This window comes from Thiogranum longum (genome assembly GCF_004339085.1).
In the GTDB taxonomy this organism is placed as follows: domain Bacteria; phylum Pseudomonadota; class Gammaproteobacteria; order DSM-19610; family DSM-19610; genus Thiogranum; species Thiogranum longum.
Genome location: NZ_SMFX01000001.1, coordinates 221755 through 238623 on the forward strand (window position 1 = coordinate 221755; position 16869 = coordinate 238623).

14 protein-coding genes are annotated in these 16869 nt (G+C 58.0%); 7 read left to right on the top strand and 7 right to left on the bottom strand.

Going from position 1 to position 16869, the window contains the following annotated elements:
- Positions 1 to 18 precede the first annotated feature (18 nt).
- Positions 19 to 2214, bottom strand: coding sequence for a primosomal protein N' (locus DFR30_RS01065; RefSeq protein WP_132970913.1), 2196 nt, complete (start codon positions 2212 to 2214; stop codon positions 19 to 21).
- Between the two features lie 99 nt (positions 2215 to 2313).
- On the opposite strand from DFR30_RS01065, the gene DFR30_RS01070 reads away from it, so the two are divergent.
- From DFR30_RS01070 to DFR30_RS01090, 5 genes are all read left to right on the top strand, one after another.
- Positions 2314 to 2676 carry a hypothetical protein gene (locus DFR30_RS01070; protein WP_132970914.1) on the top strand — a complete coding sequence of 121 codons (363 nt, stop codon included), beginning with the start codon at positions 2314 to 2316 and terminating at the stop codon, positions 2674 to 2676.
- Between the two features lie 77 nt (positions 2677 to 2753).
- Entirely contained in the window at positions 2754 to 3299 is a 546-nt protein-coding gene (locus DFR30_RS01075; RefSeq protein WP_207891921.1) for an RNA polymerase sigma factor, read from the top strand.
- Positions 3296 to 3628 carry a DUF3619 family protein gene (locus DFR30_RS01080; protein WP_132970916.1) on the top strand — a complete coding sequence of 111 codons (333 nt, stop codon included), beginning with the start codon at positions 3296 to 3298 and terminating at the stop codon, positions 3626 to 3628. Before DFR30_RS01075 ends, DFR30_RS01080 begins: the two co-directional genes overlap by 4 nt.
- Positions 3629 to 3632: 4 nt before the next feature.
- On the top strand, positions 3633 to 3905 hold the full coding sequence (locus tag DFR30_RS01085; RefSeq protein ID WP_132970917.1) for a hypothetical protein: 273 nt from the start codon (positions 3633 to 3635) through the stop codon (positions 3903 to 3905).
- Positions 3892 to 4521: a DUF3106 domain-containing protein gene (locus DFR30_RS01090; protein WP_207891775.1), complete on the top strand. Its 630-nt coding sequence runs from the start codon at positions 3892 to 3894 to the stop codon at positions 4519 to 4521. Before DFR30_RS01085 ends, DFR30_RS01090 begins: the two co-directional genes overlap by 14 nt.
- Before the next feature lie 92 nt (positions 4522 to 4613).
- Here the strand turns inward: DFR30_RS01090 and DFR30_RS01095 are convergent, their stop codons facing one another.
- The 3 genes from DFR30_RS01095 to DFR30_RS01105 are packed head-to-tail and all read right to left on the bottom strand — an operon-like array spanning position 4614 to position 7408.
- Positions 4614 to 5987, bottom strand: a complete 1374-nt coding sequence (locus DFR30_RS01095) for an NAD(P)(+) transhydrogenase (Re/Si-specific) subunit beta (protein WP_132970918.1) — start codon at positions 5985 to 5987, stop codon at positions 4614 to 4616.
- Positions 5988 to 6281: an NAD(P) transhydrogenase subunit alpha part 2 gene (locus DFR30_RS01100; RefSeq protein WP_207891922.1), complete on the bottom strand. Its 294-nt coding sequence runs from the start codon at positions 6279 to 6281 to the stop codon at positions 5988 to 5990.
- Positions 6275 to 7408: a Re/Si-specific NAD(P)(+) transhydrogenase subunit alpha gene (locus DFR30_RS01105; protein ID WP_132970920.1), complete on the bottom strand. Its 1134-nt coding sequence runs from the start codon at positions 7406 to 7408 to the stop codon at positions 6275 to 6277. Before DFR30_RS01105 ends, DFR30_RS01100 begins: the two co-directional genes overlap by 7 nt.
- Before the next feature lie 277 nt (positions 7409 to 7685).
- On the opposite strand from DFR30_RS01105, the gene DFR30_RS01110 reads away from it, so the two are divergent.
- Positions 7686 to 8240, top strand: coding sequence for an HNH endonuclease (locus tag DFR30_RS01110; protein ID WP_132974330.1), 555 nt, complete (start codon positions 7686 to 7688; stop codon positions 8238 to 8240).
- A gap of 174 nt (positions 8241 to 8414) precedes the next feature.
- A complete protein-coding gene (locus DFR30_RS01115; protein ID WP_132970921.1) occupies positions 8415 to 9293 on the top strand; it encodes a fructosamine kinase family protein in 879 nt (292 codons plus the stop codon).
- A 95-nt stretch (positions 9294 to 9388) separates the two neighbouring features.
- On the opposite strand, the gene hemE is transcribed toward DFR30_RS01115, so the two are convergent.
- From hemE to gltB, 3 genes are all read right to left on the bottom strand, one after another.
- A complete protein-coding gene (gene hemE, locus DFR30_RS01120; protein WP_132970922.1) occupies positions 9389 to 10456 on the bottom strand; it encodes a uroporphyrinogen decarboxylase in 1068 nt (355 codons plus the stop codon).
- 123 nt (positions 10457 to 10579) lie between these two features.
- The gene (locus DFR30_RS01125) at positions 10580 to 12031 is read right to left on the bottom strand and encodes a glutamate synthase subunit beta (RefSeq protein ID WP_132970923.1); all 1452 of its coding nucleotides are present in this window, start codon (positions 12029 to 12031) and stop codon (positions 10580 to 10582) included.
- 23 nt (positions 12032 to 12054) lie between these two features.
- Complete coding sequence (gene gltB / locus DFR30_RS01130) at positions 12055 to 16683, bottom strand: glutamate synthase large subunit (protein WP_132970924.1); 4629 nt, start codon at positions 16681 to 16683, stop codon at positions 12055 to 12057.
- Positions 16684 to 16869: the final 186 nt, after the last annotated feature.

A 16869-nucleotide genomic window follows, 5' to 3' on the forward strand; every position in this document is an offset into this window, starting at 1 on the left:
GATGGTGAGAAATGCAGGCTAGTACATATCTACCGGGTCGACATCGATGGACCAGCGCACCTTGCGTGCCAGTTTCTCTCTTTCCAGCAATGGCACCCAGTGTTTTAGCAATCGTTGCAGGTCGGCGCGGTTGTCGGCCTGCAGCATTAACTGCGCGCGGTAGCGGCCGGCACGCCGCTCCATGGGTGCGGCTACCGGTCCCCACAGTTGTACATTTTCAGCGCACAGGGGTTCGGCGAGTTCGCGCGCCTGTTGCAGGAAATCACGCGGGAAATCAGCGCGTGTCGCCTCGGCGCGCAGCAGTGCGAGGCTGGCAAACGGGGGCAGCAGCGCCTGCTGGCGTTCCTTCAGTGCGGCTTCTGCAAATGCCGGGTAACCTCCGGCAATCAGTTGGTGGAGCAAAGGATGTTCCGGGAAGTGGGTCTGGATCACTACTTCACCGGGTTTGTCGGCGCGGCCGGCACGGCCTGCCACCTGCACGATCAACTGTGCCATGCGCTCACTGGCACGGAAATCAGCACTGAACAGGCCCTGGTCGGCATCCAGAATCGCGGCCAGCGTGACGTTGGGGAAGTGATGGCCCTTGGCCAGCATCTGGGTACCGAGCAGGATGCGTGCCCTGCCGGACTGCGCGTCGGCGAGTGCGGCTTCCAGCGAACCCTTGCGCCGCGTGGTATCACGGTCGATACGCAGCACGGTTTCATCCGGGAAATACGCCTGCAAGGCCTGTTCGATACGCTCGGTACCTTCGCCGACAGCCAGCAAGTCATCATTGCCACAGGTCGGGCAGTCGGTTTCGGCGCGTCGCTGGCTGCCGCAGTGATGACAGCGTAGCTCGCCACTGCGGTGATGTAGTGTCATGCGTGCATCACAACGCCGGCATTCCGCAATCCAGCCACAGTTGTGGCATAACAGCACCGGTGCATAGCCACGGCGGTTCAGGAACAGCAGAACCTGTCCGTGATTTTTCAGGTGTTCGCGTATGGCCTCCAGCAATGAGGTGCTGAGCAGGCTGCGCATAGGCTGTCCGCGCAGGTCGAGGATTTTAAGTGGTGGCGTGGCGGCGCTGCCGGCACGTTCCGGCAGGTGTAGTTTACGATAGCGTTTCTGCTGAACATTGAACAGGCTTTCCAGCGAAGGGGTGGCCGTACCCAGCACCACGGGAATGTCCAGCTGGCGCGCGCGCCATACGGCCAGGTCACGTGCCGAGTAGCGGAAACCGTCCTGTTGCTTGAGTGAGGCATCGTGTTCCTCATCGACAACGATAAGACCGGGCCGTGCCAGCGGGGTAAAAATTGCCGAGCGTGTGCCGATGATAATACCGGCCTGACCACTGGCCGCAGCACGCCATGCGTCCAGGCGTTCGCGATCGTTCAGCCCCGAGTGCAGTACGGCGATGTCGGCGGCAAAGCGTGTGCTGAAGCGCTCCACCAGTTGCGGTGTGAGGCCGATCTCCGGTACCAGCACCAGAATTTGCTGGCCGGCTTCCAGTAGCGGTGTGATGGCCTGCAGATACACTTCGGTTTTACCACTGCCGGTGACACCTTCAAGCAGAAAGGCATTGTATTGGCCTGCGCTGGCGGAAATGCTTTCAACCGCCTGTCGCTGTGCTGTATTAAGTGGATGTGGTTCGGTGTTCAGTGCATGGGGTGTCGGGCCGGGTGCGTCACTGGTTTCAAACCTTTCGATCCAGCCTTTCTCTTCCATTGCTGTCAGTACAGAGCGCGCTGCCGGCAATGCGGCGCGTGGCAGTCCTTGTGGATGACTTGCCAGTTCGACCAGTACCTGTGCCTGGCGCACGGCGCGTTTCAGCCTATCAGGTAATTGTTTACAGCCCGCTTCAGTAAGCCGCCAACGCTGCCTGTCGGGCACGGGCGGTGGTTCAGGTTTACGCAGCAAGACCGGTAACGCGGTCGCCAGCGCTTCGCCAATCGGGTGGTGGTAGTAGTGTGCGGCCCATTTCAGCAACTGCATCAGTTCGGCATCCAGCACCGGGGCGCGGTCGGGCAAGGCATCGGCGGTTTTCAGGCGCGCTGGCGGGACATCGCTATGATCGCGCAGCGCCAGCACCACGCCCACTACCTTGCGGCTTCCGAAGGGCACGATCACACGCATGCCTGGCTTGACCGGGGCGTCATCCGGGGCGCGGTAATCAAAGCGCCGGAACAACGGCGAAGGCACCGCCACTTCAAGAATCTGTGGCTTATCCGCCATGATCAATATTTTTTCACCTGTCCGGTCAACCGTCCGCGACATTGTGCGTTGAAGGGGGTGTACAAGGCAATTCATTCCATTACAGAAGAGGGCAAGATAATGAAAAAAACCATTATGACACTGTTGGTTACAAGCGCTGCACTACTGGGTAACGGCCTCGCTCATGCGGATAACGCGTATCTGGATCGTAAGGGCGACCGGATCGAACACCGCCTGGACGTCAAGGGTGACCGGGTCGAGCGCCGGCTGGACCACAAAGGTGATCGTATTGACAGGCGCCTGGATCGTGCCGCTGATCGCGCCGCTGCCAATGGAAAGAATGGCCTGGCTCATCGTCTCGATCGCAAGGGTGACCGTATCGACCACCGGCTGGATCGCAAGGGTGATCGTATCGATCATCACCTGGATCGTAAGGGTGAGCGGATTAATCATCGCCTGGATCGTGCTTCCAGGCGCCATTGAGATCACGCTGGCGGGGAGATGTTGTAGCGCTAACTGCGTAGAATAGGACGTTATCCGCCGGGCAAGGGGGCAGACCACTGGATGCCGGACAATCTATCGATGAATTTCTCGTGGCGATCGAAAAGCGTGCATTTCGCATGGCCGAGATCGCTACGGGAAGCCGGGAGGACGCACTCGACCTGGTGCAGGACGCCATGCTGGGCTTGGTGAAGTCCTACGGCGACCGTGAATCCGCTGACTGGCCACCGCTATTCTATCGTATCCTGCAAAGCCGCATCCGCGACTGGTATCGCCGTAACCGGGTACGCAATCGTTTCCGCGTCTGGCTGGGCGGATTGCATGGACATGACGATGATGAGCGCAGTGATGCGATTCAGAATTTGCCGGACAGGCAGCCGGGCATCGAACGACAGCTGGCTGGTGAGGATGCCATGGCGCATTTGCAGGCTGCCTTGCAGGATCTTCCGCTGCGCCAGCAGCAGGCGTTCCTGTTACGGGCCTGGGAAGGTATGGATGTTTCCGCGACAGCCTTTGCCATGGGCTGTAGTGAAGGAAGTGTAAAGACGCATTATTCCCGCGCCATACACCGGCTGCGTGAACAACTGGAGGATCATTGGCCATGAATATCGACGACAAGCCTTTTGTCGACCAGGTCCGCAACACGCTGGACCAGCACGCCGAGGCACTCGATGAGGTCACCGCTGCGCGGCTTGCGGCTGCACGCCGTAACGCATTGGACAGCAAGTCGCGTCACACGCACTGGCTGCCGGTAGCCGCGTTGTCTGCCATTGCGGCATCCTTGCTGACCGTTGCGCTACTGCTCAACCAGGATGTCAGTTTACCGGGTGATGACCCGGAGGCGCTGGAACTGGTCGCACAGTCGGAAGACCTGGAATTGATCGAGGAGCTGGATTTCTACGACTGGCTGGATACTACGCAGGCAAGCAGTTGAGTCGATGAGATTGTTCAGGCTTAACGGGTTACTGGCTGTCTGCCGTAGCTGGACAATCAGCAGTTGGGGGCTTGCCCTGTGTCTGATGGCAGCGGCTGCCCCGGCCGCAGATGACGCACAGGGTGAGGATCTGTCACAGGCTTTTCTGGAATTTCTTGGCGAATGGGAAGATGAAAAAGGCGACTGGCAGGATCCCCTTGAATACGAAACTCCGGTCGATGCGCCTGCTGTACCGGAGCCGAAGTTGAATGTGGAGCAGAGCGATGAAACACACTAAGCGAATACCGAACAGTCCGTCATACCGGCGAATGCCGGAATCCAGTGCAGTGATTTCCCTGTATACCGGCATTCGCCGGTATGACGGAGGACGAACGGGTCAGGGTTTATTCGGGATTGCCATGGTGTGTCTGTTGCTGGCCGGTAGTTTGCTATCGTTTAATGTCAGGGCAGAGGACGCCATTGCCTGGAGATCACTGAGCGCCACTGAACAGAAAGTACTCAAATCTTTCAGGGAGCGTTGGGACACTCTGCCACCACAACGCCAGGAGAAGTTGCGCAAGGGCGCAGAACGCTGGCAGCACATGGGGCCGGAGCAAAAGGCCGAAGTCAGGGAGCGCTTCAAACGCTGGCAGGCGATGACACCGGAGCAGCGCAAGCTGCTGCGTGAACGCCATGAGCGTTTCAAACAGTTGTCACCGGAACAACAGGAGCGTTTGCGCAAGCGTCGGCAGTGGTTCCAGCAACTACCACCAGAACGGCGCGAGGCCTTGCGCAGAAAATGGCAAGCCATGTCAGCCGATGAGCGCAAGGCGTTTCGTCAGAAACAGCGTGATCGCTGGCAGAACATGACGCCAGCGCAAAAGCAGAAGTTTCGTAACAGATTACAGCGCTGAGAAAAAAGAAACGCTGATCAAGTCATCGCCCAGGTTGAATCGTTATTCCGGCCTGCGCCGTAGTGACGAAATATGAATAAGTCAGAGATCAGTTAAAGCTGTTTCACTTCAGAGATCAGTTTACCCGCGACTTCCTGGCCGTCGCCATACAGCATGCGCGTGTTGTCGAGGTAGAACAGTCCGTTCTCGATACCCGAGAAGCCCTTGCCGCGACCACGCTTGATAACAATGACGTTTTTGGCTTTGTCGGCGTCGAGAATAGGCATGCCGTAGATCGGGCTGTCCGGGTTGCTGCGGGCGACCGGGTTGACCACATCATTGGCGCCGATCACCAGGGCAACGTCGGCCTGGGCAAATTCATTATTGATTTCTTCCAGGTCGTAGATCAGGTCGTAGGGCACGCCGGCCTCGGCCAGTAGCACGTTCATATGACCGGGCATGCGGCCAGCGACCGGGTGGATGGCAAACTTGACGGTGACGCCACGTTCCATCAGCAGCCGGGTAAGTTCCCATATTTTATGCTGCGCCTGTGCAACGGCCATACCATAGCCTGGAACGATAATGACTTTGTTGGCATAGGCCATCATAACGGCGGCGTCGGAAGCATCGATTTCTTTCATAATGCCTTCTTCACCTTCTACAGCGGCTTCGCCGCTGCTACCCGTGCCAAATCCCGAGAACAACACGTTGGAGATGGGGCGATTCATGGCTTTCGCCATCAACTGGGTGAGCAGCGTGCCAGCCGAGCCGACCACGGTGCCGGCAATGATCATTGCCGCGTTACCGAGTACAAATCCCTCAAATGCCACGGCCAGACCGGTCAGCGCATTGTACAGGGAGATGACCACCGGCATGTCGGCTCCGCCAATGGGAAGGGTCATCATGATGCCGAACGCCAGTGCAAGGGCAAAGAAAATCATAATACTGCCGGTGCCGGGCTGATCGGCGCCCATCAGCATAATGCCCATCACCAGCATGGCACCGAATACCAGCAGGTTGATGAGTTGCTGGTTAGAGAAATTCATCGAGCGCTTTATCAGGCCCTGCAGCTTGGCAAAGGCAATCATGGAACCGGAGAAGGCCACCGAGCCTATCATGGCACCAACAACGGCAAGCACCTGGAAGGTGGCAGAGGGGAAGGTGCCACGTAACAACTCGACTGCCGCAATGGCGGCAGCGGCGCCACCGCCCATACCGTTATAAATGGCGATCATCTGAGGCATATCGGTCATGGCGACCTTTTTGCCGCTGTACCAGGCCAGACCGCCACCGATGGCGATTGCCAGCGTTATCCAGCCATAGTTATGCATGCCCGGTGTAGCAAACGTAATGATGGTAGCGACCAGCATACCGACACCCGCCCACACAATACCGCCACGCGCAGTGGCCGGCGAACTCATGCGCTTGAGGCCGAGAATGAACAGTGCTGCGGCGAGGAAATAACTGACGTCGATCAGGAAGCCCATTTATTTGGCCTCCTTGCTGCTCTTGAACATTTCCAGCATGCGCTCGGTAACCACATAGCCGCCAACTGCATTGCCGGCGGCCAGCATGACGCCAATGAAGCCGATGAGTTTCTCTATACCCGTATCCGCGTGGCCCATGGCGACCATGGCACCTACCAGTACGATGCCGTGTACAAAGTTGGAGCCCGACATCAACGGCGTGTGGAGGATGACCGGTACGCGGGCAATGACCTCGTAACCGGTAAAGCCGGCCAGCATGAAAATATACAGTGCAGTAAAGCCTTCGATCATGATGCAGGTCCTTCCACCAGCTCGCGGCTGGGGGCGTGTTTGATTTCACCCTCGCGGGTCAGTGTGCTGTCGGCTATGACTTCATCGTCGAAATCGGGCCTGAATTCACCCTCCACGATCATCGGGGTAAGGAAGTTCAGCAGGTTGCGAGAGTACATTTCCGATGCGTGGATGGGTAGTTCGCTCGGTACGTTTAACGGACCGTAGATCACTACACCCTTGTGTTCTATGAGTTTGCCTGGCTCGGTGACTTCGCAGTTGCCTCCACCTTCGGCAGCCAGATCGATGACGACAGCACCGGGTTTCATTTGCTCGACAATAGTCTTGCGGATAATTTTTGGTGATGGCCGGCCGGGGATAGCAGCCGTCGTGATCACGGCATCCGCCGCGATGATGTGTGTTTCCAGCACTTCCTGCTGTTTGGCTTTTTCCTCGTCAGTCAGCTCACGGGCGTAACCGCCTTCACCTTCGGCGGATACACCGGTGTCGACGAATTTTGCTCCCAGAGACTCGACCTGCTCGCGGGTTGCACTGCGTACGTCATAACCCTCTACCATGGCGCCGAGGCGCTTGACGGTAGCAATAGCCTGCAAGCCGGCGACGCCAGCACCGATCACCAGCACCTTGGCCGGGCGGATGGTGCCGGCGGCGGTAGTCAGCATGGGGAAGAAGCCACTGGCGTGGTTGGCAGCCAGCAGGGCGGCCTTGTAACCGGCGACTGCCGCCTGCGATGACAGGACGTCCATGCTCTGGGCGCGCGAGATACGCGGTACCAGCTCCATAGCAAAAGCAAGAATCCTGTGGTCGCGCAGTTTGGCAACGCGCTCCGGGTAGCGGTGTGGCTGCATCATACCGACCACCACGGCGCCGTCTTTCATTTGCTCGATTTCAGACGCGTTGGGAGGCTGTACCTTCAGCACCAGGTCAGCTTGCTGGTACACCGCGGCGGCGTCATCGACCAGCGTGACATTCTGGTAGGCGTCGTCCGGGTAGTGACTGCTGACGCCGGCGCCACGTTGCATGATAATTTCGACGCCCAACTTGACGAAGCGGTCGGCAATCGCCGGAACCAGCGCCACACGCCGCTCACCGGCCTCGATTTCTTTGGGCACGCCAAGGCGTATCGACATCTTCAATTTCTCCAGCTCGGGCCAGTCAATTCAACCGGCCGGTTTTGTTCTGTTTGGCTGTTTTGCGCCGAATAATGCGGTAAAGCTGCATAAGGGGCGGAATGATAGCGGATTCGCGGCGACGATGTAACGTCTGGAAAAGGTGACACTGTAGCGAATTGTGCGACTCAACCGCTTACACGATGCGGGATTTCTGGGGTAAGATACAGGAAACCGGATTCGGGAGGTTTGTGTGTACGATTTACATCAGCAAGTCCTGAGAACCGATGCCTCCGGCATGCCGCTGGAATGGGTCAATTACCAGGATGCCGTGCGTCTCTACTACCTGGAGCAGGTGGCCTACAGCTGCGGCACCCACCTGTACACGGTTCACGGTGGCATCTGTGCCCGCACCGGGCGCAGGAGCATCATCCGGGTCAATTCCATTATCGCTACTTACGGCAGCAACCGTGTGTTGACGCGCAACCGGGGCCGCTATGTCCCGCCATTGAATAACCCCGCGCTGTTTCGCCGTGACGCACACCTTTGCATGTATTGCGGTGAGCGCTTCCGTGTCAGCGACCTGTCGCGCGATCATGTGACGCCCATCAGCCAGAACGGGGCCGATACCTGGACCAACGTGGTAACGGCCTGTCGCCGCTGCAATAACCACAAGGCCGGGCGCAGCCCGGAGCAGGCCGGCATGGAGTTACTGGCAGTGCCCTTTACACCTACCCATGCCGAATATATCTACCTGCAAGGCAAACGCATTCTGGCCGATCAGATGGAGTTCCTTATGGCGCACTTCCCGCGCACCAGCCTGATGCACGAGCGCCTGAAACTGCTCGGCTGAGGCAAGTAGTCATTGTGAGCGCAGCGCGGCAATCTGTTTGACCTGGTGCAAGACTGGAGAGATTGCCGCGCTGCTCCCATAGAATCCCTCCGGGCTTCATTACGGGTACCTTACCCTTGTGCGGGTCAAGGCATCGCAATGACGCACTGATCAGAGGCTGCCTGTTATCTGAAAATGGCTATCTGGAAACACATCGCCAGGCAACTGGAATCCCGCATCGGCAGACCCCTAAAGGCGAGCCGCCCGGTTGCCGTGGGTGGCGGTTCAATCAATGAGGCCTGGCGCCTCGAAGATGAAAACCGGTCTTTTTTCGTCAAGCTCAACCGCGCCGCAAAGCTGGATATGTTCGAAGCGGAGGTGGAAGGCCTGCAGGCGCTACGTCAGTCTTGTCCCTTGCGGATTCCCGAGCCACTGGTGTGGGGCACGGCTGAGGGGCAGTCGTACCTGGCCATGGAGTACCTGCCGCTGGGTGGCACGGGATCGGCGACGCGGCTGGGCGAAGGACTCGCTGCCCTGCATCGTTGTACCGCTGACCGCTTCGGCTGGCATCGCGACAATACCATAGGCTCCACCCCGCAGAGTAATGCGCAGGAGAATCGCTGGATAACGTTCTGGGCGGAGCATCGTCTTGGTTTCCAGATCAGCCTGGCTGTTGAAGCCGGCGCCGGCCGTGAACTGGAGGCCGGTGGTGGTGAATTGATCGAGTGGTTACCGGCCTTGATGGACGGGCGCGAGCCGGAGGCCTCGTTACTGCACGGCGACCTCTGGTCGGGAAATTATGCCTTTACGCAGGAAGGCGAGCCGACCATTTTCGATCCCGCGGTCTATTACGGCGACCGTGAAACCGACATTGCCATGACAGAACTGTTCGGGGGATTCGGGGCAGATTTTTATGCCGCCTACAATAATGACTGGCCGCTGGATCCGGGCTACGCGACGCGCAAGACACTCTACAACCTCTATCACATCCTTAATCACTACAACCTGTTTGGTGGCAGCTACCTGTCACAGGCGCAGGGGATGATCAGTCGTTTGTTGAGCGAAGTGCGCTAGAATTTCACCCGTCGTCATTCCGGCGCAGGCCGGAATCCATAGCATCCAGCATCATGGATCCCGGCCTGCGCCGGGATGACGGGTTAATCACAACTTCACTGGTCGTGGTAGGCGCGGCTCAGGTCATGAACTGCTTCGATCATCGCGCCCGCATGTTCCGGGTTGATTCCGGGGTGTATGCCGTGACCCAGGTTGAACACGTGCCCGTTGCCCTTTCCGAAACTCGCCAGCACCTTGCCGACCTGTTCGCGAATGGTTTTCGGCGAGGCATAGAGCACAGAGGGATCGAGATTACCCTGTAATGCAACCTGTGCGCCGACACGACGACGTGCATCCGCGAGGTCCGTTGTCCAGTCCAGTCCCAGCGCATCGGCGCCGGTATCGGTCATGGCTTCCAGCCACTGACCACCGTTCTTGGTAAACAGGATAACCGGGACTTTCTCGTCGCCCATATTTTTTTGCAGACTTTGGATAATGCGTTCCATCGGTTTCAGCGAGAAACGGCAGTAGTCGGAAGGCGTCAGTGCGCCGCCCCAGGTATCGAAAATCATGACGGTCTGCGCGCCGGCCTTGATCTGTGCATCAAGATAAAGGGCAACGGATTGCGCGACAGTTTCCAGCAATTGATCGAGCAGTTCCGGGCGCTCATACAGCATCGCCTTGATGGTACGGAAGTCCTTGCTGGAGCCTCCCTCGACCATGTAGGTCGCCAGGGTCCATGGGCTGCCGGAGAAGCCGATAAGCGGCACACGCCCGTTCAGTTCGCGACGAATGGTACGAACCGCATCCATGACATAACGCAGTTCCTGTTCCGGATCGGGTACCCCGAGCGCGGCAATCTGTTTTTCATCGCGTAGCGGGTTTTTGAAGCGCGGACCCTCGCCCTCCTCGAAGTACAGACCCAGTCCCATGGCATCCGGAATGGTAAGGATGTCGGAAAACAGGATGGCAGCGTCAAGCGGGAAACGTTCGAGCGGTTGCAGGGTGACTTCGCAGGCCAGCTCGGGATTGGTGCAAAGATCCATGAAACTGCCGGCTTTCTTGCGTGTTTCGCGATACTCGGGCAGATAGCGGCCGGCCTGGCGCATCATCCACACGGGGGTAACGTCAACGGGCTGGCGCAGCAGGGCGCGGATGAAACGGTCGTTTTTCAGTTCAGTCATGGGGTGTATTAAACCGGTTAGGGTGTGAGGTGTCATCCTGTTTTTTGGGGTGTTATTTTCGCCCGGTGTCAGAGTTATAGGGAACCACTGATTAATCCGCCATGCTTGCCCACCAGCCTGACGTTAACGAGGAAGTTCGGAAGCCCCCATCAGGAATTCATCCACCGCCCGCGCACACTGCCGCCCCTCACGAATCGCCCACACAACAAGAGACTGCCCGCGGCGCATATCACCGGCCGCAAATACCTTTTTAATGGACGTCTGGTAGGCCGTTTCACCTTCCGTGTCGCCCTTCACATTGCCGCGCGGATCGTACTCAACGCCAAGGTCATTCAACAAACCTTCCTGGATCGGGTGCACAAAACCCATCGCCAGCAATGCCATGTCGGCCTCGATCTCAAAGTCGCTGCCTTCGATTTCGCTCATCTGCCAGCGGCCCTGGTCATCCTTGTTCCACTCGAGGCGAATGCAGTGCAGTTTTTTCAGTTTGCCGTTTTCGCCGATAAATGCTTTTGTCGCAACGCTCCATTCGCGTGTGACGCCTTCCTCCTGCGAGGTAGAGGTGCGTAGCTTGTTGGGCCATTCCGGCCACGTGAGTAGCTTGTCTTCCTTTTCCGGTGGTTTGGGCAGGATTTCGATTTGTGTGACGGATTCACAACCCTGGCGGATGGAGGTTCCGATACAGTCGGAACCTGTGTCACCGCCACCGATGACAACAACTTTTTTACCGGTGGCCATGATGGATTCATTTTCAGGAATTTTATCACCGGCCACACGGCGGTTCTGCTGTGGCAGGAACTCCATGGCGAAATACACGCCTTCCAGATCACGCCCGGGTACCGGCAGGTCACGCGGCTGCTCGGAACCGCCGGTGAGGGCGATCGCATCAAATTCACCGAACAGATTCTGTGCACTGATATCAACGCCGACATGTGTGTTGGGTTTGAAATGGATGCCCTCGGCTTCCATCTGCTTCATACGCTTGTCGATGTGGTGCTTTTCCATTTTGAAGTCAGGGATGCCGTAGCGCAGCAGGCCACCGAACCGATCATTTTTTTCGAACAGGGTGACATTGTGCCCGACACGAACCAGTTGCTGGGCGCAGGCCATGCCCGCAGGCCCGCCACCAATGACGGCAACTTTCTTGCCGGTTTTGTTTTCGGCGATCTTCGGTTCAAGCCAACCATTGTCCCAGGCCTTGTCGACGATGGCGCACTCGATGGTTTTGATGGTAACCGGATCGTCGATCAGGTTGAGTGTGCAGGATTCCTGGCAGGGCGCCGGGCAGATACGGCCGGTGAAGTCCGGGAAGTTGTTGGTCGAGTGCAGCACCTTGCTGGCCTTTTCCCACTTGCCCTTGTACACCAGGTCATTCCAGTCCGGAATGAGGTTGTTGACCGGGCATCCTTCGTGGCAGAAGGGGATGCCGCAGTCCATGCAACGCGCGCCCTGGGTGCTGAGCGTCTGCTCATCCAGGGGAATGATGAATTCACCAAAATACTTGATGCGTTCTTCAACAGGTTTGTAGCCGCGGTCTTTGCGCGGGTACTCCAGGAATCCGGTTGGTTTGCCCATAGTGTCAGTTCAGTCCCGAGGTTTTAGCTTGCAGCGGCCAGTTCGTCGGCCTGTGCCTGTTTCATTTCTTGCAGTGCGCGGCGGTAGTCGACCGGCATGACCTTGACGAATTTCGGCAACATCGCGTTCCAGTTGTCGAGTATGTCTTTCGCAACACTGCTGTTGGTATAGCGGTGGTGTTTCTCGATCAGCCGATGCAGTCGCAATGCGTCATAGCGTGTCATGTCAGTGCTGATATCGACCTTGCCGTGGGTTTCCAGATCGCCGCCCTGGTGTTCCAGTTCTTCCAGTGCCTCGTCTTCTTCCGGTACCGGTTCCAGTTCCACCATGGCGAGGTTGCAGCGCGATTCAAAGTTGCCTTGTTCATCCAGCACATAGGCGATACCGCCACTCATGCCAGCTGCAAAGTTACGTCCGGTTTCACCCAGCACGACCACCACGCCGCCGGTCATATACTCGCAACCATGGTCTCCCACACCTTCAACAACAGCACTTGCACCGGAGTTGCGTACGGCGAAGCGTTCACCGCCAACGCCGCGGAAGTAGCATTCACCCGATATTGCGCCGTAAAGCGTAGTGTTGCCGACGATAATGTTTTCTTCCGGCACGATCGGGCAGTTGGCGGGCGGGTAGATTACCAGCCGTCCACCTGACAGACCTTTGCCGACGTAGTCATTACCTTCGCCTTCCAGTTCCAGTGTTACACCCTGCATCACCCAGGCGCCGAAACTTTGTCCGGCCACACCGTCCAGTTTGATGTGAATGGTGTCGTCGGGCAGGCCTTCATTGCCATAGCGTTCAGCGACGCGGCCGGACAGCATGGTACCGACGGTGCGGTTAACATTGCAGACAGGCGTTTCAATCCTGACAGGTTCACCACGTTCCAGTGCTGGTCCGGCCTGCTCGATAAGCGCGTTGTCGATCGCCTTGTCGAGACCATGGTCCTGGGTTTCGCAGTTGTAAACAGCGGTATCCGGGACATTGGGCATGTGCAGTATGCGTGAATAGTCGAGACCGTGCGCTTTCCAGTGGCTAATGCATTTGCGCATGTCCAGCTTGTCTGCACGACCGATCATTTCGTTCATGGTGCGGAAGCCAAGCTTCGCCATCAGCTGGCGAATTTCCTCGGCGACGAAGAAGAAGTAGTTCACCACGTGTTCCGGTTGACCAACAAAGCGCTTGCGCAGTGTTTCGTCCTGGGTGGCAACACCGACCGGGCAGGTGTTGAGGTGGCATTTGCGCATCATAATGCAGCCTTCCACGATCAGCGGTGCAGTGGCGAAACCGAACTCGTCGGCACCCAGCAGTGCGCCGATAACAACGTCGCGACCGGTGCGCATACCGCCGTCGACCTGTACAGCGATACGTCCGCGTAGCTTGTTCAATACCAGGGTCTGGTGAGTTTCAGCAAGCCCCAGTTCCCATGGGCTGCCGGCGTGACGGATGGATGTCAGCGGTGAAGCGCCGGTGCCGCCATCGTAACCGGCGATGGTCACATGGTCCGCGTGCGCCTTGGAAACGCCCGCAGCAACTGTGCCTACACCGACTTCCGACACCAGTTTAACGCTGATGCGCGCTTTCGGATTGACGTTCTTCAGATCATGGATCAGTTGCGCCAGATCTTCGATGGAATAGATATCGTGGTGCGGCGGCGGTGAAATCAGGCCGACACCCGGCGTGGAATGGCGCACTTTGGCAATCCAGTCATTGACCTTGTGGCCGGGCAGCTGACCGCCTTCGCCGGGCTTGGCGCCCTGCGCCATCTTGATCTGGATGTCGTCGGCGTTGACCAGGTATTCAGTGGTAACGCCGAAGCGGCCTGATGCCACCTGCTTGATGGCGGAACGCATGGAGTCGCCATTTTCCATCGGTTTGAAGCGTGAACGTTCCTCACCACCTTCACCGGTATTGGATTTACCGCCGATACGGTTCATGGCAACGGCCAACGTGGTATGCGCTTCCCAGGAAATGGAGCCGAAGGACATGGCGCCGGTTGCGAAACGCTTGACGATGTCCTTCGCCGATTCGACTTCATCGAGCGGCACCGGATCTTTGGCAAACCTGAACTCGAACAGGCCGCGCAGGGTTTTCAGGTGTTCGTTCTGTTCATCGACCAGTGTCGAAAATTCGGAGAAGGTTTTGGCGTCATTGGCACGTGTGGCGTGCTGCAGTTTGGCGATGGTCTGTGGTGTCCACACATGGTCTTCGCCACGCACGCGCCAGGCGTAGTCGCCGCCGACGTCCAGGTCATCTTCGAAAACAGGGTTGTTGCCGTAGGCGTCCCTGTGGCAGCGTACAGATTCCTCTGCAATCTCTTCGATACCGACGCCTTCGATCATGCTGGCGGTGCCGGTGAAGTATTTATCGACAAACGACTGCTTCAGGCCCACGGCATCGAAGATCTGCGCGCCGCAATAGGACTGATAGGTGGAAATTCCCATCTTGGAGAAGACTTTCAGCAGGCCCTTGCCAACGGCCTTGATGTAGCGCTTGTTGATCTCTTTCTGATCGAGGTCTTCCGGAAGGTCATCCTTCATGGAAGCCAGGGTCTCGAAAGCCAGGTACGGGTTGATAGCCTCGGCGCCATAACCGGCCAGCGTTGCGAACTGGTGGACTTCGCGGGCCGCACCGGTTTCAACGACCAGGCCTGATTCCGTGCGCAGGCCCTCACGCACCAGGTGATGGTGTACGGCCGATGTGGCGAGCAGCGCGGGGATCGGGATGCGCTGTTCATCGACAGACCGGTCGGACAGGATAAGAATGTTATAGCCATCACGTACAGCCTGCTCAGCCTGCTGGCACAGTGAGTCCACGGCATTTTCCATACCGGCCGGGCCGAGATCGGCGGGGTAACATATGTCGAGTGTGCAGGTTTTAAATGCACCGTCAGTGGCCACTTCGATATCGCGTATACGCTGCAGATCCTTGTCGGTGAGGATCGGTTGCGTCACTTCCAGGCGCATGTGCTCGCCGCCCGAGTGCAGACTCAGCAGGTTCGGGCGCGGGCCGATCAGTGAGACCAGCGACATGACCAGTTCCTCGCGGATCGGATCGATCGGCGGGTTGGTGACCTGGGCGAAATTCTGCTGGAAATAGTTTGCCAGTGGCTTGGCCTTGCTCGACAGCACGGCAACCGGGTTGTCGGCACCCATCGAACCGATGCCTTCCTGACCGGTAGCCGCCATGGGCTTCATCAGGATCTTGAGGTCTTCCTGGGTGAAACCAAATGCTTGCTGACGGTCGAGCAGCGTATCCGGGTTTCCTTCAACATCATTAACCTGGGCAGGCAGGTTCTTGAGGTGAATCTGTGTCTTGTCCAGCCACGTCTTGTAGGGATGACTGGAGGACAGTGATTCCTTGAGTTCAGCATCATCGATGATGCGGCCCTGCTGCATATCGATGAGGAACATCTTGCCCGGCTGCAGGCGCCACTTCTTGACGATCTTTTCATCGGGGATGTTCAGTACGCCCATTTCCGAGGCCATTACCACCAGGTCGTCATCGGTAATCAGGTAGCGCGCCGGGCGCAGGCCGTTACGATCCAGGGTAGCGCCGATCTGACGGCCATCGGTGAAGGCCACAGCGGCCGGGCCGTCCCACGGCTCCATCAGCGCGGCGTGGTATTCATAGAAGGCTTTACGCTGGTCGTCCATCAACGGGTTACCGGCCCAGGCTTCCGGGATCAGCATCATCATGGCGTGTGCCATGGAATACCCTCCGGCAACCAGCAGTTCCAGCGCGTTGTCAAAACAGGCCGAGTCACTCTGGCCTTCCGGAATCAGCGGCCAGACTTTTTCCAGGTCGGCACCAAACAGTTCTGATGCCATGGAGTGCCGGCGTGCACGCATCCAGTTGACATTGCCGCGCAGGGTATTGATCTCGCCGTTGTGGGCGATCATACGGAACGGGTGAGCCAGGTCCCACGACGGGAAGGTATTGGTTGAGAAACGCTGGTGCACCAGTGCCAGCGCGGACACCATACGCTCGTCACGCAAGTCCCTGAAATAAGTGTCGACCTGGTTGGCCAGCAGCATGCCCTTGTACAGCAGGGTACGGCTGGAGAAAGACGGGATATAAAAGTTCTCACGACCTTCCCAGTCGGAGTCACGCACGGTGTTCTCGATTACCTTGCGGGTAATGAACAGTTTGCGCTCGAAATCATCCTGGGTCGGGCAGTCACCGCCGCCGTTGATAAAAACCTGGCGAACCACGGGTTCCACGTCCTTGACGCTCTGTCCAAGGCCGCTGTTATCCACCGGAACATCGCGCCAGCCGAGCACTTCCTGGCCTTCTTCGCGGGCAATCCGCTCGATTAATGCTTCACATTCCGTGCGGGTCCGGGCTGGCTGTGGCAGGAACACCATGCCCACGGCATAGGTCCCCGGTGCGGGGAGCTCAAAACCGAGTGTGGCACATTCCTCGCGCAGGAAAGCATCCGGCATCTGTATGAGGATACCGGCGCCGTCACCGGCCAGTGGGTCGGCGCCAACTGCGCCACGGTGAGTCAGATTTTCAAGGATCTGCAAGCCTTGCCTGACAATGGCATGGGTTTGCTCGCCCTTGATATGGGCAACAAAACCAACGCCGCAGGCGTCGTGCTCGTTTTCGCGGTCATACAGACCCTGCTTTTCCGGAAAAGCCCCGTGACTCATACCCGACCTCTGGTTAACTAGCTTATTATTCAGTAGCTTGTGCATATGCGCACACAAAACCACCCACGCCCGAATCTGGGGGGGTGGTACAACCCGAACGTAAAAATTTGGGCCGGAAAGAATAATGGAGATAGGCCTCTGACGCCAGCGTTTTTCGGGGTTAAACCCCGGTTTCTCTGCGGAATT

Bases quoted from the DNA above. Each gene is read 5' to 3' on its own strand.
- DFR30_RS01065 (WP_132970913.1), bottom strand. From the start codon at position 2,214: ATGGCGGATAAGCCACAGATTCTTGAAGTGGCGGTGCCTTCGCCGTTG.
- DFR30_RS01070 (WP_132970914.1), top strand. From the start codon at position 2,314: ATGAAAAAAACCATTATGACACTGTTGGTTACAAGCGCTGCACTACTG.
- DFR30_RS01080 (WP_132970916.1), top strand. From the start codon at position 3,296: ATGAATATCGACGACAAGCCTTTTGTCGACCAGGTCCGCAACACGCTG.
- DFR30_RS01085 (WP_132970917.1), top strand. From the start codon at position 3,633: ATGAGATTGTTCAGGCTTAACGGGTTACTGGCTGTCTGCCGTAGCTGG.
- DFR30_RS01090 (WP_207891775.1), top strand. From the start codon at position 3,892: ATGAAACACACTAAGCGAATACCGAACAGTCCGTCATACCGGCGAATG.
- DFR30_RS01095 (WP_132970918.1), bottom strand. From the start codon at position 5,987: ATGGGCTTCCTGATCGACGTCAGTTATTTCCTCGCCGCAGCACTGTTC.
- DFR30_RS01105 (WP_132970920.1), bottom strand. From the start codon at position 7,408: ATGTCGATACGCCTTGGCGTGCCCAAAGAAATCGAGGCCGGTGAGCGG.
- DFR30_RS01110 (WP_132974330.1), top strand. From the start codon at position 7,686: ATGCCGCTGGAATGGGTCAATTACCAGGATGCCGTGCGTCTCTACTAC.
- DFR30_RS01115 (WP_132970921.1), top strand. From the start codon at position 8,415: ATGGCTATCTGGAAACACATCGCCAGGCAACTGGAATCCCGCATCGGC.
- hemE (WP_132970922.1), bottom strand. From the start codon at position 10,456: ATGACTGAACTGAAAAACGACCGTTTCATCCGCGCCCTGCTGCGCCAG.
- DFR30_RS01125 (WP_132970923.1), bottom strand. From the start codon at position 12,031: ATGGGCAAACCAACCGGATTCCTGGAGTACCCGCGCAAAGACCGCGGC.
- gltB (WP_132970924.1), bottom strand. From the start codon at position 16,683: ATGAGTCACGGGGCTTTTCCGGAAAAGCAGGGTCTGTATGACCGCGAA.